Origin of the sequence: Streptomyces sp. NBC_00400 (assembly GCF_036048035.1) — a bacterium.
Classification (GTDB): domain Bacteria; phylum Actinomycetota; class Actinomycetes; order Streptomycetales; family Streptomycetaceae; genus Streptomyces.
In genome coordinates this window covers 7841080-7862794 of record NZ_CP107940.1, presented here as the reverse complement: position 1 = coordinate 7862794, position 21715 = coordinate 7841080, and the positions used below count along the sequence as shown (strand labels likewise).

Here is a 21715-nt window from a genome sequence, read left to right as displayed (position 1 = left end):
CTGACCCGGCAGTCCGGCACCTTGACTCAGTCACAGTAGGTGCTGCGACCGGAGGTCCGCCACGTACTTGGTGATCAGGTCCTGCGACAGACGGGGGATGTCGTTTTCCTTGTTGAGGGCGACGGCCTGCACCGCCGCGCGGAATTGGTGCGCTGGAAGGGCGGAACCAGGCAGGGGCACCTCCGGCTTTGCGAAGGCGTGCAGCAGGGGGAGCAGCGAATGCTGCCGCTGGCGGTCGGGCAGGCCGCGCATGGCGGTCTCGAAGCGGTCGAGCCACTCGTCGTAATCGTGGATGCGCGCCAGCGGGTGTCCGGTTGCCATCAGCCAGTCGACGAACGTGTCGAGGGAAATTCCGTCCTCGTGCGGGTTCACGACGTTGAAGGTCCGGTACCCCTCCCGTGTGCGGTCGCCCAGTGAGGCGATGGCCTGCGCTGTGAAGTCCACGGGAAGCCCGTCGTAGTGCCCGCTGCCGCCGCCTGTGCCCCGGGCGTAGAAACTGCCTGGGGCGATTCCTGTGGCCAGCAGGCTCAACAAGAGGCGTGTGAATATGTCCGGGATGTTCAGCTGCCCCCGGTAGCGTGGGTGCGCGAGGATCAGGTTCGAGCGGAACACGGCGATTGGCAGGCCGAACGTGTCGTGCGCCTCGCGCAACAGCACCTCGCCCGCCCACTTGCTGGCCCCGTAGCCGTTCGCGTAATCGCTGTCGAGGCCGCGCGTCCCGCAGGCCGTGCGGATGTCCGCCGTCTCGTCTGCCGCGGCCTCGGCCCCGAAGGCGACGGCGACCGTCGACAGGTAGGTGAACTGCTTGATCCGGGTGGTGACCGCGAGCCTGATCAGTTCGGCCGTACCCAGCACGTTGGGGCCGAACAGCTGGTCGTACGGCAGGACATGGTTGACGAGCGCCGCCGGGTGAACGATCAGGTCCACGGTGTCGGCCAGCCGCTGCCAGGTTTCCTTGTCGAGCCCGAGGTCGGGCTCCCCCACGTCGCCGGCGACCACCTCCAGGTGCTCGGCAGCCAGGTCGTGGTAGTGCTGGAGGAGTTCCGGGTCGCCACTGTCGAAGGCCGCGTCGAGCCGTGCCCGGGCCAGCTCGTCGGTGCTGCCACGGACCACGCACACCAGCGTGCCATCGCGCTCTGCGACGCGCTCCAGCCATTCGAGACACAGGAAGCGGCCCAGGTAGCCGTTGGCGCCGGTCAGCAGGACGGTCCGTGCCCCGGGCAGTGCACCGGCCGGCCTGCCGGCCTTCGTCTTGGTCTCTGTGTCGAAGAACGCGTCCAGCGTCAGGTCGCGCGCCTCGAGTCGCGTCGCGCCCGGGCCGTGGACGCTGTCGGCGTTCGGACGGTGGTGTCCCGACGCAAGTGCCCTTTCGATGTGATCAGCCACCTGCTGGAGCGTGTTGACCGGATTGATGACGACGTCGACAGGGACGTCGACGTGGAAGATCTCCTTCAGCAGCTGGGAGAACGACAGCGCGGAGAGGCTGTCACCGCCGAGTTCGAGGAAGCGTGTGCCGGCCTTCAAGTCGCCCTGTTGGTGTCCGAGAAGCGCTCGGGCGGCCCGGAACACAGTTTCCGGTACCGGCCGGGCCGGGCCGGGCCGGCGCAGTGCCTGAAGTTCGTCGCTCTCGCGCTCGGTCAGCTCGGTGTACAGCGCTTCGAGGCGCTCGCCGTAGCGCTTCGTCAGCGCAGGGCGCAGTAGCTTGCGCACTCCGGAGAGCAACCCGCTCTGCTGGCTGAACGGCTCGGTCTCGATGAGGAAGTCGCGCGGGACTTCGTAGGAGTTGAGGCCCGCCTCGGTGGCGAGGCGTTGCAGGGACTCACGCAGGATCGACCTGAGGCGTGGGGTGTCCTTGCCGACGCGGTCGAGCGCGTCCTGTGTGGGCACGATGACCGCGAGCAGGTACGCACGAGCACTGTTGCCGTAGACAAAGATCTGCCGGACTACCGGGCTGCCGGTGAAGAGGGACTCCAGACGGGAAACGGTGACGAACTCGCCCTGTGACAGTTTGAGGACGTTGGAGCGGCGGTCGACGTACACCAGCTCGTCGGGACCGACGCGGGCCATGATGTCGCCCGTGTGGTAGAAGCCGTCCTCGTCGAAGACCTCGGCGGTGGCATCCGGGCGCCGGAAGTAGCCGGGGACGAGCCGGTCGGACTTGATCAGCAGTTCGCCCCTGGGGTGCGGCGAGTCGGTGCGGAAGTATCCCAGCTCGGGCACATCCGCCAGTTTGTGGTCGGTCACCGGCGGGCGCAGCACCCGGCCGTCGAGCCAGACAATTCCGGCTTCCGTCGACCCGTAACCGTCGAGCATCCTGACGTGCAAGCAGCTCTCGACAAACGCCCTCATCTCCGCGCTCGACGGGGCCGAGGCGCTGGCGGCCCACAGCAGGCGGCCTCCCAGGGCCTTCTCCCGCAGCTCCTCCTTCACACGGTCCACCTGCTCGGCCGCGTCGCCTCCCACCTCGTTCCGGCGGGACAACTCGCTCCGGTAGCGCTGGAAGAGCATGTCGCAGATGCGGGGCACCATGAGGAACTCGGTGGGGCGGGCCAGGGAGAGGTCCTCGAAGAGGGTCGACAAGTCGCTCGACGCCACGAAGTAGGCGATGCCCCCCTTGGCGAGCGTGCCGAACAGCACACCTCGTCCCATCATGTGGCTCAGGGGCATGTAGTTGAGCACGATGGACGGCCGCATCTCCTGGTCAGGTACGAAGTCGACCCAGAACTGCGTGACAAGACGCTCGGTGTACATGGCGCCCTTGGGGGTGCCTGTACTGCCCGAGGTGTAAATCAGCGTGCTGAGTGCGTCGGCTGTCGCCCCCTCTGAGCTCCGGAGAGCCGGCGGCAGAGTCCTTCCTCGCTCGATGATCGACGCCAGCGTGTCCAGGGCGACGCCTCGGCCCTGCGCCGCGAGTTGGCCGCGCGCGGAGTCCAGACTCTCCCGGTGAGCGGTGACCTCGGGATGGTGGCCGAGAACGACGATCCTGCCCAGCGACGGGGCATCCGCCGCGACCTGGAGCGCGACCTCGAGGTGTGCTATGTCCACCGCGAGCAGGCACGGTCCGGTCTGCGCGAAGATGGGGGCCAGGTGCCCTGCCGAGGCACCGGCCTGGAGAGGAACGCACACCGCACCAGAGCGGACGCACGCCAGATCCACCATGGTGTACTCGGCGCTTGGGGGACCGAGAACCGCGACGAAGTCACCGGGGCCCACGGCGTGGTCGGGGTGGTGGCACCACTCGGAGGCCACCGCGGCGACACGTTCCCACAGTTCGCCATAGGTGAGTGTGTCGAACCGTTCCAGGAGGCGCAGCGTGGTGCGGCCCGTGTCCGGGTCTGTGACCGGCTCCGTGGCACGCTCGCCCAGGGCGGGGCGGTCTGCGTATCCCTCCATCACTGTGGCCACGAGGTCGGCAAGCGGTAGGCCCGGCCGTCGGATCGCCTCCGTGACGGCGTCCAGGGGCGCGGCGCCACGGAACTGGGGATCTGTCGCGTACAGATGAGCGCTGCGCTGAGCTGTACGTGCGCTGAACTCGTCAATTGGGGGCTGGGAGCCAGTCATGCGGCGTCTCCTTCGTGGCCTTGAAGGGCCGTTCATCTGGGGTGGTCTTCACTTTCGGGCAAGGGAAGGCAGGGGGCTGCGGAGCACCGCGGTGCCGGAACGGAGCTGGGCCGGGCACGTGGCTCCGGCTCGGGCGAACGAGGCGGGGGAATGACGCATCCGGGGCGCCGTCAACGACCGCGCCACCTCGTGTCCCGTCCGCATTCCATCGCCGAGTTCATCCTGCGGGTCGCAGTGGAACGCTGAACCCGCCGAGCAGCGCAGTCTGTCGCTGGTTGGCGAGCGGCTGCCGACGGTCCTGCAGCCGCCCAGGCAGTGCACGCTTATCAAGGGGCGGAACAGCGCACTTGGCAGTTCCGCCCCGCGCCGTATCCGGCGCCTGCCATGGCAAAGCCGAGGACAACCAGGACCATGAGCGGAAGCGCCCAGCTGTTCGTGGTGTCGTGCAGGATGCCGAGGAGGAGGGGCCCGGCCGCCGCTATGAGGTAGCCGATGGACTGCGCCATGCCTGCCGGCGTGTTCGCTCTGAAAGGTCAGCGCGAGGACAAGGCTCAGCTCGATGTCAGGCCGCTGTCGTGCTCGATCGCCGGCAGCAGCGTACCGACACCGGTGAGACCGGTACGCAGGTTCGCCGCTACGAGCAGATCGCGAAGGCGAGCCCGATGGACACGGCCGGCCGGCTGTTGCCGGCGGCCGACGGCCCGGAGGTGGAGCGCTGACGGGATATCGAAGGTAGCTCCGTGCTCACTGTCCCTCCACCACTCGTGGTGCCTCGGCCTCGTGGTCGCCGGTGAGCCGGACGATCGCAGCCGCCGCGTCGCGGGCGCCGCTCTCGTCCCGAGCCTCGATCGCGTCGACGAGTCGCCTGTGCAGGCCGGCATGCTCTTCGGCGCCGGCGGCATCCCAGGGCAGGCCCCCCAGGGAGGAACTGAGAGCCGTACCGAGGTAGTCGTACACCTCGATCAGGAGGTCGTTTCCGCTCGCCCGGACGACGGCCCGATGGAACAGGGCGTCGACACTCCTGGCCGCGGACATGTCCTCACCGGCGCAGGCCGCGTCGGCGTCAGCCAATAGCTCATTCAGTTGGTGCAGTTGGTCCTCGCTACGACGCAGGGCGGCGGCCCCCGAGGCGTACTGCTCGAGGACGGTGCGCAGTTCGAGAACGTTGTCCCGCTGCGCGGAACTCGCTCGCCGCACCATGACCGACTGGAGCTCACTCGACGCGCGGACGTAGGTGCCGTCCCCGACCCGGGCTTCCAGCAGGCCCAGGTGCACGAGCGCGCCGAGTGCCTCCCGCAGCGTGCTGCGACCGACCCCGAGCTCCTCGATGAGGGCCTGCTCCGGTGGGATTCTAGTTCCCACGGGCCATCCCCCTGCTTCGATGTGCGAGCGGAGGCTGTCCACGAGCTGCGAGGACAGGCTTGCCGTCCTCCGCGGTGTGCTGATGCGTTCCATGGAGATAGCGTACCGCAGAGGTCAGACATTTGAACATCACATGTCCGTACTCTTGGCTGGCCCCGGCCCTTGCGCTTTGAGATGGTGGATCCGGTCTCTAAAACTGACGGACGCTATTGACAGGTGGGGCTCTCGTATCCAAGAGACCTGCATGATGACCGAACGCGATCTATCAAGGCGTGTGAGGCACCGGCTGGCGGTGCTGCGCCATGTGGAAGAGGTGAGTGGCAGTGTGGCCGCCACGTGCCGCTTCTACGGCATCAGCCGTCAGTGCTACTGCATATGGCTGCGGCGCTACGAGGCTGAGGGTCTGGAGGGGTTGAAGGACCGCTCGAGCGCACCGCACCACACGCCGCATGCCACCCAGGCAGACGTCGTGGAGAAGATCTTGTGGCTGCGTCAGCAGTACCACTTCGGGCCGTCCAAGATCGCGATGCATCTGGAGCGGCACCACGACGTCAAGGTCAGCTCGTCCGGCGTGTGGCGCATTCTGAAAAAGGTGGGTCTCAACCGTCTGCCGGCCTCCCAGCGGCCACCCACCCCCATCAGCGGTCCCACACGGAAGGTTCAGCGGTACCACCGCGCCCGGAACCGGTGGCGCCTGCGACGTCCGACCGCCGGCCGGTCTGCCCGCGGGACGGAATCAGCTCGATCCGCGCCCACTGCGCGTCAGACAACAGCACACCTGGGCCAACGCTCAGATGATCCAAACGAAACGGCCTAGTGACCTGAGTCGGAGATTCGTCGGCAGTAGGCGGCGACTTTGTCGAGGATCTCGTCGGCGGTCTTCGTCCAGGCGAAGGGCCTGGGGTGTTCGTTCCAGTCGGTGAGCCAGCTGCGGACGTCGCGTTCGAGGGCCTGGACGGAACGGTGAACACCGCGCTTGAGTTTCTTCTGCGTGACCTCGGCGAACCATCGCTCCACCAGGTTCAGCCAGGACGAACTCGTGGGTGTGAAGTGCAGGTGGAAGCGGGGATGTGCCAGCAGCCACTTCTTGACGGCGGGCGTCTTGTGGGTGACGTAGTTGTCACGGACCTTGTCGATGAACAGAGGGTCGGTGGAGAGCTTGAACGTCTGCGACCGGTGCGGGGCCAGGGCGAACGCCCGCCAGATCCGCGAGACGGCGGACTGGGACATGCCCGTGGCCGCCGCCATGGACCTGGTCGACCAGTGGGTGGCGTTCTTCGGTTTCTCCTCGAGCGTCTTGACGATGACACGCTCGACGTCTGCGTCGGTGATCTTCCGCGGGACGCCGGGCCGCGGCTCGTCGGACAGGCCGTCCAGACCCCACCCAGCCTTCCAGCTCGGTCCGTTGGGCATCAGTGACCGACAACGGCGGAATCTTCGGACCCGGACGACTCATACCCAACCAACGACGAATCTCCGACTCAGGTCACTAAGAGGCTGTCCCGTATTTCCGTGAGGTCCAGGGGCGGTAGCTGAGACAGCTCGGCACCGGCCGCGCTCATGGCGGCGCCGTAGCGCGGGGCGCCCAGGAGCACCGTCAGGGCATCGGCGATCTCGTCACGTCTCGCCGTGATGTCCAGCGCGCGACCCAGGCCGCTGCGGGAGAACGCGGCGGCGTTGGCGGGCTGATCCGCGAGAACACCCAGGCCCAGAACGGGCGTTGCCCCCTGCACCGCGTCGAGCAGGGACGCCCGGCCTCCGTGCGTCACGAACAGGTCGGCCCGGTGCAGGAGCGCCGGCTGCGGGGCATGCTCGACGACCGTGATGTGAGGGCTCGCGCTCGGCAGGTGCTGCGCGAGGTCTCCCGCGGACACGATCGCGTCGCAGTCGATTGCGCGGAGTGCGGCCATGATCTCCCGGTATACGTTCTCGACGGTCCTACGCAGGCCGGACATCGCGGTGGTCAGGGTACCGAGGCTCACGTAAACGAGCGGGCGCGACGGGCGGAAGGAGGGGGCCGGACACTCCGGGAGGACGGTGCGGAAGTCCGCGACGGTGCGTCGGACCGCGCGCGCCGAGGGCGGGGGCGTCTCGTAGAACCAGTGGACCGGCGCGGGGGTGAGCATCGGGGGGAGCGCGGGGGTGTTTTGCTCGTACTGCTTGCAGAGGGAAAGCAGCGCAGGCGCGATGTGGGTGTCCCAGAGATTCAGGAGCACCGGCCCGAGGCCGTTGTCCGCTGCGAGCAGGGGCAGTTGCAAGGCCCTGGCCGCGAGGTGCGCGCCGAGGTCGCTGCACTCGGCGATCACCAGATCGGGCTGCTCCTGTGTCCACGCGGTGAGCAGGTCATGAGCCTTCGCCTCGGCCTGTTCGGGCCAGAGGTGACCGAAGACGTACCGGTTGAAGGGGGCGTTTCCGTACCTCTGCCAGACCTCGCTCGCCGCCTGCTGGACGCCGGGATCGCACGTCCAGTTCGTACCGGCGGCATAGAACTCCACCCCGCGTCGCCGGGCTTCGCGGCGGAACATGAGGGGAGCGTGGAGCGTGACCTGGTGGCCCTGCTCAAGGGCAGGGCAGATGACGTAGTCCAGCGCGGACACGTGTGAAGGTATCGGTTCGGCGGTGATCGCTATCCGTAAGGCCACCAGGGCACTCCAAGCTCTTTTCATCGGGTCAACGCCCGGGTGGGACAGCAGCCTTCGGCCGCTTCGGCCGGGCTGCGCTGTGACGTGTGCCCCGACGGTCCGGCTGGTCGCTGCCGAGGCGGCTCGAGCCTGCGGCATGATCCGTCCCACCGCCACCAGCAACGGGATGTCCAGGATACGGGAACGTCCGAACCAGCCGTGACCAGCAGATATATGCGTCACCTGGAACGCTGAAAAGGAACGCTGGGGCCACAGCATCCGCCCCTGACCGCCGCCGGCACGCCGGCGGCTCGTCCCCTCGAATCACTGGGCTTCGAGGAGATCGGTGGAGGGCAGGAAGCCGGACAGACGTGTCGACCATCCGGGCCGGCCATCGCCCGCCCTCGAGCCGCTCCCGGATCCATTGCTCAGCCTGCGTGAGGAGTGCACCTCAGCCGAAGGGGCCCTTCATGGTCCTCTTGTTTGAACGCCCAGCGCAGCCGCGCCAGAACGAGTGCGTCAGCGGCCCGGGCCGGACGCACGTGGAAGTCTGTGGTCATGGGAACAGTCTCGGGCGCCCACCGTCGGGCCCGCGCCTGGTCTTTTGCGCTCGCACCGGAGGGGGCGCCGGCCGCTGCCGCCTACTTCTGTGTCGTCGTGGCAATGGCGTCCCGGAGGCCGGCCAGCAGGGCGTCCAGTGCGAGGTCGAAGCGGGCCTGGTGGTCGGCCGGCGTGCCGAGTCCGCCGGCGACCGCTTCGGACAGTGTGGGGAACTCGGCGAGGTCGAGGGCATCGTCGGTGGGCCGCTCAGGGTGCCCGGGGGTGTCAGCTGCTTCGGCAAGGCAGTGCCCGATCACCAGTGTGGTGACGGAGTTGACGACCCGCAGTGCCTCGACAGGCGCGATCCCGGCGCGCCCCAGCGCTGCGGCCGTGTCCTCAACTGCCCGGAGAGCTACGGGAGATCGGACGGGGCGCGTGGCGACCAGCGCGATCACTCCCGTATGCCGGAGCAGTTCAGACCGGAAGGCGACGGCAAACTCCTTCAGGCGAAGTGGCCATTCCTCCGCCGGCCCCTCGAAGGAGGGACGCACGGCCGAGACCACCAGCTCGACCAGGCCGTCAAGCAGGGCGGCTTTGTTGGGCAGGTAGTGGTAGAGGGTCATCGCCTCGACGCCGAGCTCGGCGCCCAGGCGGCGCATGGACAGCTTTTCGACGCCGTCCCGGTCCGCGGCTTCCAGAGCCGCGCGCAGCACCTTGGCGCGCGTGAGCCCCACCCGCTTGCTGGTCGTTCCCATTCGCCGGCAGCTCCCATTGACTTTCTTACGCCGTAAGGCAAGAGTAGCGCACAGCCGAAACCTTACGACGTAAGAGAAAGGGAGGGGGCATGGTCACCACCAACGAGAACAAGCAGCTCGTCACGGACTTCTTCACCGCACTCAACCACGTCCGCTTGGCCGACCTGGGCGACTACCTGGCGGCGGACGTGGTGGACCACAACAAGGTCATCCACGGTGAACCGGATGAGCCCGGCGCGGCCTTCGCAGCCATCGCCACCCAGCTCTCGGCGCTGGCGCCCTACCATGCACGGATCGACGAGCTGATCGCCGAGGGCGACAAGGTCGTCGCCCGGATCACCCAGAGCGGCGTCAGCTCCGGTGGTCATCCCCGGATGCCGGTGCCGACCGGCCGCAGCTTCGAGAACGAGGCGATCTTCGTCTTCACCGTCACCGCCGGCCGGATCAACGAGATCCGCGGTGTATCCGACCGGCTCGGCCTCTTCCTGCAGTTGGGGTGGGACTGGCCGACTGCCGGTTGACCGACCGCACAGTCGATGCGGGAGGAGCCTGCGGCAACGGCGTGACCGGAGTCAGCCCCGGCGTCGAAGCTGAGCGGAAAGGTGGTGCTGCAGGGGCTGACCGACCGCCGCGAGGTCGTGGACGAAGGTGAGGGCGTCCTCGTCGGTGAGGGTGTAGCGGCGGCGGGTGGCGGTGACCTCCTTGGCGGTGGGGGTGCGAGCCACCTCGTGGGTGGAGAGGTCGACCGTGCTGTCGGCGGCGCGGCCGACCGAGATCTCCGCGATGCCGGTGGGCTGGGTGATCAATGCCTCCACCCGCCCCTCGGGCTGCAGCCGCCACCAGCCGCTCTCCCTGGCCGACGGGCGCAGCGGGGCGCCGTCCGCGTCGAGCAGCCAGGCGCGTGCCTCGTAATGGAGGAAGGGGCGCCCGTCATGGCTGAAGGTGACTTCCTGCGCGTAGGTGAACTGCTCGTCGAGCGTCGGGTACTCGCCGCGGCCCCGACCGGCCCAGGTGCCCAGGAGCCCGAGCACCGGCGCGAGCAGGGCGTGCGGCGCAGGTGCTTCGTCCGGTCGAAGGGCGTCGGAGTACGGGGGCTTCTGGGCGTGGTCGAACATGAGGAGCGCTCCTGGGCCGAGGCTGTCGAGGCTGGTGACGGGGGCAGCCTAGCTAGGCACGCAGGTCTTTGCGGAAGACCGTGGAGCTGTGCCGGATCGTCATGCCCACCCGTTGATACAGGTCGAGCGCGCCGGTGTCCGAGTGTGTCCACAGGGTGCAGCAGCGCCGGCCCGCCCGGTGGAAGCCGCGGAACGTGTGGCGTAGCAGGAGCCGGGCGATGCCTCGGCCGCGGTGGTCGTGGCGGACGGCGACCTGCTCGATGGAGCCCTCGCCTGAGCCGGGTACGTCCAACGCCAGAGCGGCACCCACCAGTTGGCCGTCAGCGAGTGCCAGGGTCGACTGTGCCGGAGCGAACACGGCTCGCTCGACTGTGTGAGTGGCCCACTCCTCGTACGCCTGCCGCCGCTCCTGCCAGTCGTCGAACGCGTCCTGGACGAGGACGTGCGCGGCGGGTCCGTCGCCGACGCGGAAGGGCCGCACCACCACGCCCGCCGGCGGCTGGGGCACCGAGGGCTCGGCCGGCCTGGCGAGCTCCAGCAGCCAGGCCGTCACCAGCGGCTCGTACCCGCGCGAGCGCAACAGTGCGACGGCCCCGGAAGATGTCGGGGGCGCCCGCGGTAACCGGGCGGCAGTGACGGGACAGTCGAGGGCATCGGCGGACCCTAGCCGCAGCCGATCGCCCGGTCCAGGTGCACTGGCCTGATGTGCATTGACCTGATGTGCATTGACCTGATGCGCATCGATCTGATCCGCCGGACGGGCCCCGGGGTGTCGTCCGTCCCCTCACAGCGCACGGCGTCAGGCGGTCGCGGCCTCGTAGAGCGCCTTCGACAGGCGGGCGTTCTCCGGCGCCGCACCGCTGCCCGCGTTCCCGGCCGTAAACCGTCCGCGTCAGCCCGGATCCCGCACGATGCGCCCTGCGCACCTTACGGTTCGTCTCGGGCAATTCCCCCACAGGCGGGATGGATGGAGGAGGTCGACATGATGTGCGCGGCGGCAGCCGACAACGGCGGGTCCGTACCTGCTCCGGAGCGGGCCCCGGAGTCCGGGCGGCAGTCCTTGGCGCCGCTGCTGGCGGTGTGCGCCGGGTATTTCATGGTGATCCTGGACGTGACGATCATCAACGTCGCCGTGCCGGTGGTGGGCCGGGAGCTGTCGGCCTCGCTCACCGGCATTCAGTGGATCACCGACGGGTACACCCTGGTCTTCGCCGGGTTTCTGCTGACCGGCGGGGCGCTGGGCGACCGGCTGGGGAACCGTCGCATCTTCTGCACGGGCGTGGTCGTGTTCACCGCGTCCTCGGCCGCGTGCGCGCTCGCGCCGAGCGCCCCGTTCCTGATTGTCGCCCGGCTGGTGGAAGGACTCGGCGCGGCGCTGATCGTGCCTGGTTCGCTGGCTCTGCTCCAGCAGTCCTACCCGGCAGCCGCCGCACGCTCACGGGCCTTCGGGCTGTGGGGTTCGATGGCGGGTATCGCGGCGTCCGCCGGGCCGCTGCTGGGCGGACTGCTGGTCTCCACGGTGGGCTGGCGATGGGTGTTCCTCATCAATTTGCCGGTCGGCGTGGCCTGTCTGGTACTGACGCTGCGGCAGGTGGCGCCCTCGCCGCGGCGCGCCGGCCGGGTCCTGGACTGGCCGGCGCAATGCCTGGTCGTGGCGGCGGTGGCACTGCTGACGGCGGCCCTCAACGAGGCCGGACGTCGCGGCTGGTCCGATCCGGCCGTCCTCGCGGGGCTGGGCCTGTCCGCCACGGCGGTCGCGGCACTGGTGACGCGCGAGCGGCTGGCCCGGTCTCCCGCCCTGCCGCCGCGCCTGTTGCGGTCACGTGCGATGCGCGGCGGAGCCATGATCGGCCTGCTGTTCAACTTCGGCTTCTACGGCATGGTGTTCACCGCCAGCCTGGACTTCCAGCACCAGCGCGGCTACAGCGCCCTCGGCACCGGGGCGGCCCTCTTCCCGGCGGTGGCGATGACCATGTTCGCCTCCGTCCTGTCCGGGCGGCTGACCCGCACCACCGGCGATCGCCCGCTGGTGGTCTGTGGCATGCTCCTGGCTGCCCTGGGGCTGGCGGGCTGGGCCGCGGCGGGAGCCGCCCCGGCGTACCCGCTGCTGGTGCTCCCGATGATGGCCGCGGGCTTCGGCACCTCTTTCGCCCTCACCGGCTCGACCTCCACCGTGATGGGCGCCGCGCCCGAGGCGTACTCGGGAACCGCCTCCGCGTTGTTCAACACCACCCGCCAGATCGGCAGCGCCACCGGCGTGGCACTGGGCGGCACCTTGCTCGCCACCGCCGCCGACTACAACGCGGGAACGCGCCTGAGCATGACCATCGGCGCGCTCGCCTACCTGACCGCCGCAGGCCTCGCGTGGCGGTGCGTACCGGCGAAGCCCGGAAGGTCCCAGAGGAGCAAACGGCGTGCCCGGATGCGCCGGTAGGTGAGGGCACCGCGGGCCGGCCTCAGCACTTCGTGGACGTCGTCTGGGAAGTCGCAGTTGCGGCGGGGATCACTCCGAACCCGGGAAGCGACGTGGCCGAGCCTGTCTTCCATGGCACCGTCACTGTCGCAGCGATCCGATCGTGGCTCCGGGTGTGATCCGTCCGTCGCCCGGGGAGGTGACCTGAGCCAAGAGACCGGCTGGAAGATATCGGCGGTTACCCGGGGAGTGGGCGCAGCAGCAGCCTCGACGAACCACTCACGGCCGAGCAGCACCCCGAAGGCAGGGGACGGAAGCCGGACCAGCGCCCTGAAGACCGGGGAGCCCCGGCCGGGTCCGGTGAGCTGGGAGCGGTGGGCGGCAAGGGCCGCTTGCTTTTGTGCGGCCCTTGGGGACGGCATCCATCAGGCCGTCAGTGGCGACCACTATCACCGTGCGATGGCCGTGGGCGGCGGCGCGCGCAAGCCTGCCCCCGAGATGCAGTACCTCGTCGTCGGGGTGCGCGGGGAAAGCCACCATGGTTGCCATGGGTCCATCCTGAACCACTGGCCATCCGTCAGTGGTCACTTATCACGTGATCGCCGGACAGCCCCCAGCTGTCCATGCCCATGCCCCACGGGCCACGGGCAACGGGCCACGGACCTCGCTCCCGTACGGAAAGCCCGCTCGTACCGCTCACGTCGTCCGTGCCGGAGCCCCGCGAGCAGGAGCAGCGCATCGACAAGGTCGTCGGTACTGGTGCCGGTGGCCGTCGGGCCTCGCGGATCCCTCCGCCCTCCGTTACTGTTCGTTCGAACGAACAGCGACGGAGGACAACGTGCTGAACATCAAGGGCTCGACCGTTCTGCTGACCGGCGCCAGCGGAGGCATCGGCAATGCGCTGGCCCGGACGCTCGCGGCCAGCGGTGCCCACCTGGTGGTCACCGGCCGGCGCGCCGATGCGCTCAGGCAACTCGAAATGTCTTTGGGTGCCCGGCCTCTGGTCGCGGATCTGAGCGACCGCGAGGCGGTCGAAGACCTCGCCGAACGGGCCGGGCCCGTCGACATCTTGGTCGCCAATGCCGCCCTGCCCTCCAGCGGCCCCCTGCTGGACTACACACCCCGCCAGATCGACCGGTCGCTGGATGTGAACCTGCGCGCACCGCTCCTGCTGGCCCGGCTCCTGGCGCCGCACATGGTGGCTGCCGGCCGCGGCCATCTGGTCATGATCGGCTCGATATCGGGCCGGACGTCCTCCCCTTCCACCTCGCTCTACAGCGCCGCGAAGTTCGGTCTGCGCGGCTTCGCCCACGCCTTGCGCCAGGATCTGCACGGCACGGGGGTGGGCGTGTCACTCGTACAACCGGGCTTCGTCCGTGATGCGGGGATGTTCGCCGACACCGGCGCCACGCCACCCGCCGGCATACGTACCGTCAGCCCCGAACAGGTCGCGGCCGGCGCGCTCAGGGCGATCGAACGCAACCGTGCCGAGGTCAATGTCGCACCCCTCGAACTCCGCCTGGGCAGCGCCCTCGGCGGGCTCTTCCCCACCCTGGCCGCTGCCGCCCAGCGCAGGGCTTCGCCCGCCTCTCTCGTCCGGCAGATCGCCCAGGCCCAGCGCCACCAGCGCTGAACGTCACGGCCGGCAGCTACGGCCGACCGCCGCGCCCGGCTTCCCCCGGGCGCGGCATGCCCTGCCTCGACGTGTTGCCGTGGCCATGGTGAGCCATGCGGATTCAGTCGCGTCTTGAACGTCGTTTCATTGGGAATCCTGCAGGGCCCGGAACGAGTCGAACCAGACGGTGGTCCGCCCGGCCCTTCCGTTGTCCTTCCGGACGGTGCGGTTCGCGTACAGGGGGTTGAGGATCCACGGCTTCTTGTGAGCGTCCCAGCCCGTCTGCATGGATTCGATCTGCACCACCCCGTAGGTGGCCACCGCGAGCTTCCCGGTCTCCCGGAACATCTGCATCTGCTGTGTCAGATAGTCCTTGTGGGAGGCGAACCACGGACTCATCGCGAGGAAGTCGTCCCACCTCTTCTGGGGGAAGGGCTTCTCGATCGCGTTGCCGATCACCTGCCACACGCGGGTTTCCGGGGGCACGTTGTACTTCTCCGCGTAGGCCGCCGGGATCTTGTCGCCCATGTGGTCTTCCCAGAGCTGCACCAGGGAGAACTCCGTGGCGAGGAACTTCTTGCCCTTGTCCAGGCGGGACACGACGTACTGGACGTACCTGCCGGCCGCCTGCAGGGAGTCGACGTGCGGATGGATGTCGAGGCCTTCGAGCTCCGGCTTCCTGTTGACGAAGCGGACCCACCGCTCGGTGGCCGGCGTGCGCCCGTCCTTCTCGTCGAGGCGATTGAGAGCTCCCATGTACAGGCGCGTCCTGCCGCCGCGCGGGAAGTTCTTCCTGCGGTAGTCGATGACGTGCTCGGCGACGTGCTCGTAGAACGCATTGAGGCGCGCGTCGCGCTCGTCCTTCATGGTCTCGAGGAAGGGCTCGTTGCCGATGGTGAGGATGTCCATCTTCCCCATGACAGCGTCCAGCACCCGGTCCACGCGCTTGAGCTGCGCTGCCATCTCCTTGCTGCCCGCCTTGGGAAGCGACTGCCCGAGAGTCAGGAAGGGGAACTTCAGGGAGAGGATCGTCCGGAAGTCGTTCCCGCTCGCGTCGAGCAGCCTGGCGATGGACCGCTGCTGGGCCGGGGCGTGCGTGTCGAGGTCGTCCGTCATCGGGACGAAGCCGCGCACCCACTTCGCCGAAAGGGCCCTCACCTGGGAGAAATTCATGTCGGAGGGATCCTCGTTGAAGTTCACCCCGAGTGCCCCGTTCGGCGCCTCGCCGGTGGGCGCGCCGCCGCTCTTCGCATCCGGCTGCACACTCCCCTCGCCCCCCGCCTGCTTGCTCCCCTTGGGATTGCACGCCGCTGTGAGGAGGGCCGCGCCGGACACTCCCAGCAGCCGGCGACGCGAGGTCGGCCCCGCGAGCGACGGCGTACCGCGCGTGTCAGGCTGCGCGGACGACTCGTACCGCATTGCTGTTCTCCGATTCTGGTGACGTCGTTGCCGGCCGTCTTCTCCCACCGGCGCCGCCCGTGGCGCGCCGGCCGGGCGGAGGCCGCTGAACTGCCCTTGCCGACAGGCAGCTTTATCCTGCATGCGACGCTCCGGCGCCGGTCCGTGCATGATCAACGTAGTTCATCGGAGTCAGAGCACGGACTCTGCTCCCCCTGCCGGAACCGCCGCCAAGAGCGCAAGGCCGCACTCCGCACTCAGTAGAGGGGGAACGCCCAGCCGCCGGGGTAGAACGGCTGCCGGCTGCCGCGGAAAGCGAGGTCGGCGAGGGCCAGCGCGCCCGGCCGCAATTCCTGGACCAGGCCGGCGGCCGCAAGCGATGCCAGCGTCGTGCCCCCGAGGAAGGCCGCACCCAGCTCGGTTGCACTCATCCGCAGATCGGCGAGGGCCTTCGTACGCTCGCAGGTCACCCCGTGCTCAGCAGTCTGCAGGCGGTAGCGGCCGGTATTCCACGGGCAGAATGCGTCCTCAAGGTCGAGGACCAAGTCCAGTGGAGCTGAATACCGGCGTCCCGTCAGCGCCCGGTCCACATCGACCAGCCGCACCCACAACCGGTCCACCACGGCGGAGCGTGCCGCGCGTGGATCCGTCAGCAGATGCGGGAGCGGTTCGTCGACTGCGCCTTCGTATGCGATCCACGGCACCAGGTCGATCCCCGCCAGATAGCGCCACAGCGCGGCATACGCCTGGCGTGAAGCTGCCGCCAGCTCCACGACCTGCACTGCGCTGCTGTCGTTGCCCACGGCATCGCGCGCGCTCTCGTGCCGGTACAGGGCGTATCCGGTGGACCGGCCGTCCGGCTCCTGATGTACGGCGAAGCGCAGCGCGGTTGTGCCCCCGCGCGCATGCGGCTCGTCGAACAGCCGGACCTTCCAGTGAGGGGCACCCCTGTCGGGCCAGCCGACCGAGCTGCCCCGGACCTGGTCGTAGATCTCTTCTACAAGAGGGCGAGCCTGAGCCCGGTCCATCAGCCGGACCATTCCGTGGCCGAAGTCCGTCCCGGGACGGAAAATCATCCCGCGCTTGTCGCAGCGCAGCTGGTTCCCCTGCGTGGCGGGCCCGTAGCCGAAGCGGCCGTAGACCGCGGCCTCGGCGGGACGCAGCACGGCGATCGGCTCTGCGCCGTGCTCGTGCAGACCGGTCAGCTGCCGCCGCATCATCGAGGTCAGGATCCCTCGGCGCCGATGAGTGGGAGTCACACCGACCGTGGCGACTCCTGCCACCGGCATGGTGGCCCCAGGAACCGTTAACAGCCGACGGTAGAGAGACGCGCCACCCACCGGGGTGTTCCCGTCGAACGCGGCGATGGTGCGCGGCAACGCGGTTGCCGCACGCTGGTTGGCGATCTCCTCATCGGACCGGTCGACGCCATAGGTATCGGCGATCATTCTGGCCCAGTCGGAGAACTCGTCCTCGGTGACGGCACGGAGCGTATAAGGATCAGACATCGGGTCGGTCATCGGGTCGGTCATCGGGTCGGTCTTCGGATCGGTCATCGCGACTTTCTAGCGGACATCGCGCTGCGGCGTGATCGGTTCGGGGCCTTCCGTGCCGGTAACTGCTTTGGGGGTCGGTGCTCTTGCGGACCGTTGCTGACCCTCAAGAAGCCGGCCGAGCGGGATGCCGGTGCCCTGAAGGCCAGGTGGCGGTGCAGCTCCGATCGGTAGCGCGTTTCGTGGGCGTTCTGTACGCGTTGCGCAGGCGTTCCGCAGCCCGTTCAGTAGCCCGTTCAGTAGCCCGTTCAGTAGCGCGTTGTTCCGGTCGCCGGGCTCGGCGCTCACTCTCGTGCAACGTCGCCATCCGGTCCGGGCTGACCGTTCGCGTTGTGCTCGAAGAGTTCCTGAATACGGCGGAGCAGGGCTTGCCGTACCGCGTCCGGCGACAGGACGTGCAGGGGTGTCGCCAGGCTGAGGAGGTATCCGGCGAGCCCTTCTGCGTCGGGACCGCCGATGTCGACGACCGTGGCGTCGGGGCCTTCGGGACGGTGGGCACCTACGGACGACGGGATCAGCCTCAATGCTTGGTTGAGGGGCATCGGGAGGCGGATCGTCGCATGGAGCGGGTAAGGGCCGGTCGCGACGGAGCGGGACACGAGCAGCGCCGGGTCGGGTGGGTCGATGAGTTCCACCAGCTGCCCGGTTGGCTGTACTCGGTCGACCCTGTCGGCCCGGAAGGTCCGCCACTGGGCTTGTGCAACGTCCCGGGCGACGAAGTACCACCGGCGTTCGGTGTGGACGAGGCGGTACGGGTCGACGTCCCGGACCGTGGCTCTCCCCTCCCAGTCGCGGTACGACAGTCGGGCGCGCTCGCCCCGGCGGCAAGCGGCCGCGAGTTCCAGCAGCATGCCCGGCGGGATCTGCGGTTCGTCGGGTCTGGGCGTGTGGACGAAGGTGTCGTCCATCTCGCCCAGCCGGTCCGCGATCCGCCGCGGCAGAACCTGACGCAGTTTCAGCAAGGCTGACAGGGCGGCCTGATCGCCGCCGAGAGTGCCGCTGAGCGCGGCCTCGCGCATCCCGACGGCCACGGCAAGCGCCTCTTCGTCATCGAGGATCAGCGGGGGAACCCGCGCGCCGGCCCGGAGGCGATAGCCGCCCCACGGGCCGGGGTCGGACTCGACGACGTAGCCGAGTTCCCTGAGCTTGGCGATGTCCCGCCGCACCGTGCGTTCGGTCACTGCCATCCGGTCGGCCAGTTCACCGCAGGTCCACGACGGCCGGGCGGCCAACAAGGAGACCAATCGCAGCAGGCGGGCGGATGCGCTGATCACATTCTGAAGTGTTCCACATGACCAGGACGGAAGTTGTCCTGGTCCCGCCATAGCGTCTGCTCCATGAGTACGGCACACACCTCCGCGCCCACGTTCCGCTATGCGGCCGTCACCTTCGACTGCCCGGACCCCGCCGAACTGGCCCGCTTCTACGGCGAGGCTCTTGGCCTGCCCCTCGTCTTCTCCACTGACCACTTCGTCCTGCTCGGCCAGGAGGGCGGGGCCGGTCTGGGGTTCAACCGGCTTTCCGACTACCGCCGTCCCACCTGGCCGGACCCATCCCAGGAAAAGCAGGCCCACATCGAAGTGGGCGTCGATGACTTGGACGCCGCCCGGGACCGGATGCTCGCACTGGGGGCCGTCGAGCCCGCATTCCAGCCGGACCCCGAGCGGTGGCGAGTCCTGCTGGACCCCGCCGGCCACCCGTTCTGCCTCTCCACCCTGGTCTGAGCACGACCTGCATACACATGACCGTGGCCATGACCGCGCACCCGGCCCGGCGGTGAGCCGCCGCTCGGTCGAGGGCCGGCGGTGCTGCAGCCTCAGCCCGGGGTGGCCGTCGGTGTCGGGCCGGGTGGGGGATCTTCGCCTTCGTAGGCGGCCAGCGCTGCTTGGCGGCTGTTCAGGATCTCGGCGAGGTCGTCGGGGAGTACGCGGTCCTGTGCCAGTTTCATGCGGGCTCCGGCCTCCACGAGAGCCCATGCCTGCCGGGCGCGTTTGTTGGCCAGACGCCTGCTGTCGCTCCGGAGGAAGCCGGCGCCCGCCGCGCACCCCGCCGCGGCAAGGGCCACCAACGCCGCTGGTACGCGGGCATCAGCCGACGCCAGGCCCGCGGCTCCGGAGACGCCGGCGAGGAGAGCCGCGGGAAAGCCCAGCGCGATATCGGCCTTGACCCAGAACTCAGCCCTGCGGTGCGCCAGGTCCTTCTGCCGCGTCGCTTCGTCACATAGCCGTTCGACCTCGGCCCGCGGCCGGCTCAAGGGCTCGTTCCGGGACAGCGGCGCGGGGTCGGGGGAGGTAGTGGCCATGCCTGGATTCCAACACAGGGGAAATGCAAGGGACTTGTGCGGGCGGGCACAGACTTGATGGGCGTCTGTGGTGGGCTCCTGACAGATAAGTGTGGCCTGCGGTCTCGTCAGGGGACGCCTTTTCGCGCGGGTGGCTACTGTGGGGAGTCCGCCGGCGTGCCGGCCGGCGGGCGGGCGGCGCCTCGCGGGTCGCCCGGAACCTGATGAAAGGTGCGGACATGACGAGCGTGCACGGTGGCCCCCTGGACATCCCCACTCCGGACGGCATCGCCGATGCCTATCTCGCCCACCCCGACGACGGCGAGCCGCACCCCGGTGTCCTGCTGTACATGGACGCCTTCGGACTGCGGCCGTCGCTGGAGGAGATGGCCAGGCGTTTGGCCGGGCACGGCTACACGGTGCTGGTACCCCACCTCTTCTACCGTGCCGGACGCGCCCCGGTGGTGGAGCTGCCCGACTTCATCGACCCCTCGCAGCGGCCGGAGATCTTCGAGCAGCTCTTCCCGGTGATGCAGGCCCTCACTCCGGACCTGGCGATGCGGGACGCCGGAGCCTACCTCGACTGGCTGACCGCTTCCCCTCAGGTCACTGACGGCCCCATGGGCACCACCGGTTACTGCATGGGCGGAGTCCTCGCCATCCGCACCGCAGCGGCCCATCCCGACCGCATCGGCGCCGCGGCCGCCTTCCACGCCGGCCGCCTGGTCACCGACGCCGAGGACAGTCCGCACCGGCTCGCCGACCGCATCACGGCGGAGTTGTACTTCGGCCACGCCGACCACGATCATTCGATGCCGGCCGACCAGATCAAGAGCCTGGAGCAGACCCTGGACACCGCGGGTGTGCGCTACCGCAGCGAGCTGTACGAAGGCGCCGACCACGGCTACACGCAGGCCGACACCGCCGCGTACAACACCGAGGCGGACGCGCGTCACTGGCGCAGCATGCTGGAGCTCTTCGGGCGCTGTCTCTGACACCACGGGCGGGCCGGCGGCCGGACAGCCATCGGCCTGCCGGTCCATCGCCTGCCGGTCTACTGATCTGCCGGTCTACCGGTCTGCCGGCCTGGCAGCCTCGGTCTTGTCCGGTCCGTGTGCAGGCCCTGCGCACGGGGAGGTCCCGGTCAGCCCACCGGGACGGCGGCCGGACTTGCGCCGGGGCCGGGGTTCCGGCTGTTACCGGTGGGCAGGACCAGCATCTTCGTCACCGTGCCGTCGTCCGCGACGACGTCGCGGACATGGGTGAATCCCAGCTTTTTGCCCAGCGCCAGACTGGCGGCATTTTCGGCGCCCACCATGCCGTAGACCTCGTTGAGCTGCAGGGTGTCAGCGGCGTAGTGCAGCAGACCGCGTACCAATTCATTGCCCACCCCCCTTCCCCGGCTCTCCTTGACCAGTGCGGCGATCATCTCGTAGCCGTCGACGTTGCCGGTCTTCTTGATCTCCGCGTGGCCCACATAGACGCCCTCGGACCACACAGCCCATACATCGAACATGTTTTTGGCATAGATCTCGTTGAGAATCGCTTGGAATATGGCCCGGATCTGTTCTTCGGGTACGCGGTCCTGGCCCATCCAGCGGCAGACCTCTTCGTCACCGAGCAGCGCCACGAAGACCTCCTCGTCCTCGGGCCGGTAGGGCGCAAGAATCAGTCGGTCGGTGCGCAGGATCGGGGTCATTTCAGGGTCCCTTCTCATGGGAATGCACAAGTGAACCGGGCGAGGTGAGGTCAGGTGAAAGGCGATGCCGCCGCGGAACGGACGGGCCGGCTTCCGGGGAATGCGCCGGTCGTGAGGCGGGCGCGGCGCAGGCCATGTCCGGGCGTGTGTGAAAGTGCGTGATCTCGTGCGAACTCTGCGCCGTACGGTGGAAGTTACCCCGTCATTCCGTCGACCGCCGCGGCCCGATTGCGGGGCAGAGCAGCGCCCGACGCTCCGGCCAGGCACAACAGGTCCATGTCACGGACCGGCCACTGAGAAAATCCCCCGCGATCCACAGTTCCCTCACCCCGTAAAAGTCTTGAACTCCGCTCTCAGGCATCCGGCCTGTGCGGCGCATGTCACTGGTATAGCGTAATAACGCCCTATCGTCACTACCTGGCGCCAAATCCGATATGACAGGTAATTAAGGCGTACCCTGCCATTTGCTATGGACAACGGGATGCCGGCCGCAGGGCTGTGACCGGGGGAAATCCGAAGCAGCCACCGGGAAATCGTTTTCGTCGGCGGTGAGCAGCGAGGATTCTTCGGCGGCCGGACGAAGCGGAAGGCCGCGGGGCGGCCCGGCAACTCAAAAGGCTGCGCGGCGGGCGGCGCAGTTCGCGGCGCGGCGCGCGGCAGGCACGGCGGCTCAACGCCCGGGAAAGCGCGGCCGCAAGAGGAAAGCGGTGAACGGCCGTGCGGGCCGCGCCGGCCGGTGGCTCGTGGTCGCGGCCCGCACGGAGGGTGATGCGGGAAGGGGCAGGGCGCGCGGCGGTCGGCC

The 21715-nt window shown here is 68.9% G+C and carries 20 protein-coding genes and 1 pseudogene; 7 read left to right on the top strand and 14 right to left on the bottom strand.

The window, feature by feature from the left end; translation table 11 throughout:
• Positions 1 to 30: 30 nt before the first annotated feature.
• Positions 31 to 3561 (bottom strand): carboxylic acid reductase, encoded by a 3531-nt coding sequence (gene car / locus OHS81_RS34460; protein WP_328389862.1) that lies wholly within the window; start codon positions 3559 to 3561, stop codon positions 31 to 33.
• Between the two features lie 326 nt (positions 3562 to 3887).
• On the bottom strand, positions 3888 to 4067 hold the full coding sequence (locus OHS81_RS34455) for a hypothetical protein (RefSeq protein WP_328389860.1): 180 nt from the start codon (positions 4065 to 4067) through the stop codon (positions 3888 to 3890).
• Between the two features lie 69 nt (positions 4068 to 4136).
• Here OHS81_RS34455 and OHS81_RS34450 point away from each other — a divergent pair, with 69 nt between their 5' ends.
• On the top strand, positions 4137 to 4280 hold the full coding sequence (locus tag OHS81_RS34450; protein ID WP_328389858.1) for a hypothetical protein: 144 nt from the start codon (positions 4137 to 4139) through the stop codon (positions 4278 to 4280).
• A 25-nt stretch (positions 4281 to 4305) separates the two neighbouring features.
• On the opposite strand, the gene OHS81_RS34445 is transcribed toward OHS81_RS34450, so the two are convergent.
• The gene (locus tag OHS81_RS34445) at positions 4306 to 5016 is read right to left on the bottom strand and encodes a FadR/GntR family transcriptional regulator (RefSeq protein WP_328389856.1); all 711 of its coding nucleotides are present in this window, start codon (positions 5014 to 5016) and stop codon (positions 4306 to 4308) included.
• Positions 5017 to 5167: 151 nt separating this feature from the next.
• Here OHS81_RS34445 and OHS81_RS34440 point away from each other — a divergent pair, with 151 nt between their 5' ends.
• On the top strand, positions 5168 to 5740 hold the full coding sequence (locus tag OHS81_RS34440; protein ID WP_328389854.1) for a helix-turn-helix domain-containing protein: 573 nt from the start codon (positions 5168 to 5170) through the stop codon (positions 5738 to 5740).
• Here OHS81_RS34440 and OHS81_RS34435 read toward each other — a convergent pair.
• The 3 genes and pseudogenes from OHS81_RS34435 to OHS81_RS34425 form a co-directional block, all read right to left on the bottom strand.
• Positions 5737 to 6300, bottom strand: a pseudogene (locus tag OHS81_RS34435) (helix-turn-helix domain-containing protein); the annotation flags it as partial. The gene OHS81_RS34440 and the pseudogene OHS81_RS34435 overlap by 4 nt on opposite strands.
• Before the next feature lie 104 nt (positions 6301 to 6404).
• Positions 6405 to 7448: a glycosyltransferase gene (locus tag OHS81_RS34430; protein ID WP_328389852.1), complete on the bottom strand. Its 1044-nt coding sequence runs from the start codon at positions 7446 to 7448 to the stop codon at positions 6405 to 6407.
• Positions 7449 to 8185: 737 nt separating this feature from the next.
• A complete protein-coding gene (locus OHS81_RS34425) occupies positions 8186 to 8839 on the bottom strand; it encodes a TetR/AcrR family transcriptional regulator C-terminal domain-containing protein (protein WP_328389850.1) in 654 nt (217 codons plus the stop codon).
• Positions 8840 to 8928: 89 nt separating this feature from the next.
• On the opposite strand from OHS81_RS34425, the gene OHS81_RS34420 reads away from it, so the two are divergent.
• Entirely contained in the window at positions 8929 to 9360 is a 432-nt protein-coding gene (locus OHS81_RS34420) for an ester cyclase (protein WP_328389848.1), read from the top strand.
• Between the two features lie 51 nt (positions 9361 to 9411).
• Here OHS81_RS34420 and OHS81_RS34415 read toward each other — a convergent pair whose 3' ends face one another.
• A complete protein-coding gene (locus OHS81_RS34415; protein WP_328389846.1) occupies positions 9412 to 9954 on the bottom strand; it encodes an FABP family protein in 543 nt (180 codons plus the stop codon).
• A 52-nt stretch (positions 9955 to 10006) separates the two neighbouring features.
• Positions 10007 to 10507: a GNAT family N-acetyltransferase gene (locus OHS81_RS34410; protein ID WP_328389844.1), complete on the bottom strand. Its 501-nt coding sequence runs from the start codon at positions 10505 to 10507 to the stop codon at positions 10007 to 10009.
• A gap of 414 nt (positions 10508 to 10921) precedes the next feature.
• On the opposite strand from OHS81_RS34410, the gene OHS81_RS34405 reads away from it, so the two are divergent.
• On the top strand, positions 10922 to 12388 hold the full coding sequence (locus tag OHS81_RS34405) for an MFS transporter (protein WP_443058808.1): 1467 nt from the start codon (positions 10922 to 10924) through the stop codon (positions 12386 to 12388).
• A 258-nt stretch (positions 12389 to 12646) separates the two neighbouring features.
• Here OHS81_RS34405 and OHS81_RS34400 read toward each other — a convergent pair whose 3' ends face one another.
• Positions 12647 to 12907: a PIG-L family deacetylase gene (locus tag OHS81_RS34400; protein WP_328391630.1), complete on the bottom strand. Its 261-nt coding sequence runs from the start codon at positions 12905 to 12907 to the stop codon at positions 12647 to 12649.
• A 301-nt stretch (positions 12908 to 13208) separates the two neighbouring features.
• Between OHS81_RS34400 and OHS81_RS34395 the strand changes: the two genes are divergently transcribed.
• Positions 13209 to 14000, top strand: a complete 792-nt coding sequence (locus tag OHS81_RS34395) for an SDR family NAD(P)-dependent oxidoreductase (RefSeq protein ID WP_328391628.1) — start codon at positions 13209 to 13211, stop codon at positions 13998 to 14000.
• Positions 14001 to 14126: 126 nt separating this feature from the next.
• On the opposite strand, the gene OHS81_RS34390 is transcribed toward OHS81_RS34395, so the two are convergent.
• The 3 genes from OHS81_RS34390 to OHS81_RS34380 form a co-directional block, all read right to left on the bottom strand.
• Complete coding sequence (locus tag OHS81_RS34390; RefSeq protein WP_328389842.1) at positions 14127 to 15401, bottom strand: hypothetical protein; 1275 nt, start codon at positions 15399 to 15401, stop codon at positions 14127 to 14129.
• Positions 15402 to 15637: 236 nt separating this feature from the next.
• Positions 15638 to 16936: a GNAT family N-acetyltransferase gene (locus OHS81_RS34385; RefSeq protein WP_328389840.1), complete on the bottom strand. Its 1299-nt coding sequence runs from the start codon at positions 16934 to 16936 to the stop codon at positions 15638 to 15640.
• Between the two features lie 281 nt (positions 16937 to 17217).
• The gene (locus OHS81_RS34380; protein WP_328389838.1) at positions 17218 to 18207 is read right to left on the bottom strand and encodes a helix-turn-helix transcriptional regulator; all 990 of its coding nucleotides are present in this window, start codon (positions 18205 to 18207) and stop codon (positions 17218 to 17220) included.
• A gap of 63 nt (positions 18208 to 18270) precedes the next feature.
• Between OHS81_RS34380 and OHS81_RS34375 the strand changes: the two genes are divergently transcribed.
• A complete protein-coding gene (locus OHS81_RS34375) occupies positions 18271 to 18657 on the top strand; it encodes a VOC family protein (RefSeq protein WP_328389836.1) in 387 nt (128 codons plus the stop codon).
• A gap of 92 nt (positions 18658 to 18749) precedes the next feature.
• Here the strand turns inward: OHS81_RS34375 and OHS81_RS34370 are convergent, their stop codons facing one another.
• Positions 18750 to 19235, bottom strand: a complete 486-nt coding sequence (locus OHS81_RS34370; protein ID WP_328389834.1) for a hypothetical protein — start codon at positions 19233 to 19235, stop codon at positions 18750 to 18752.
• A 218-nt stretch (positions 19236 to 19453) separates the two neighbouring features.
• Between OHS81_RS34370 and OHS81_RS34365 the strand changes: the two genes are divergently transcribed.
• A complete protein-coding gene (locus tag OHS81_RS34365) occupies positions 19454 to 20209 on the top strand; it encodes a dienelactone hydrolase family protein (RefSeq protein ID WP_328389832.1) in 756 nt (251 codons plus the stop codon).
• Between the two features lie 149 nt (positions 20210 to 20358).
• Here OHS81_RS34365 and OHS81_RS34360 read toward each other — a convergent pair whose 3' ends face one another.
• Positions 20359 to 20913, bottom strand: a complete 555-nt coding sequence (locus OHS81_RS34360) for a GNAT family N-acetyltransferase (RefSeq protein ID WP_328389830.1) — start codon at positions 20911 to 20913, stop codon at positions 20359 to 20361.
• Between the last annotated feature and the right edge of the window lie 802 nt (positions 20914 to 21715).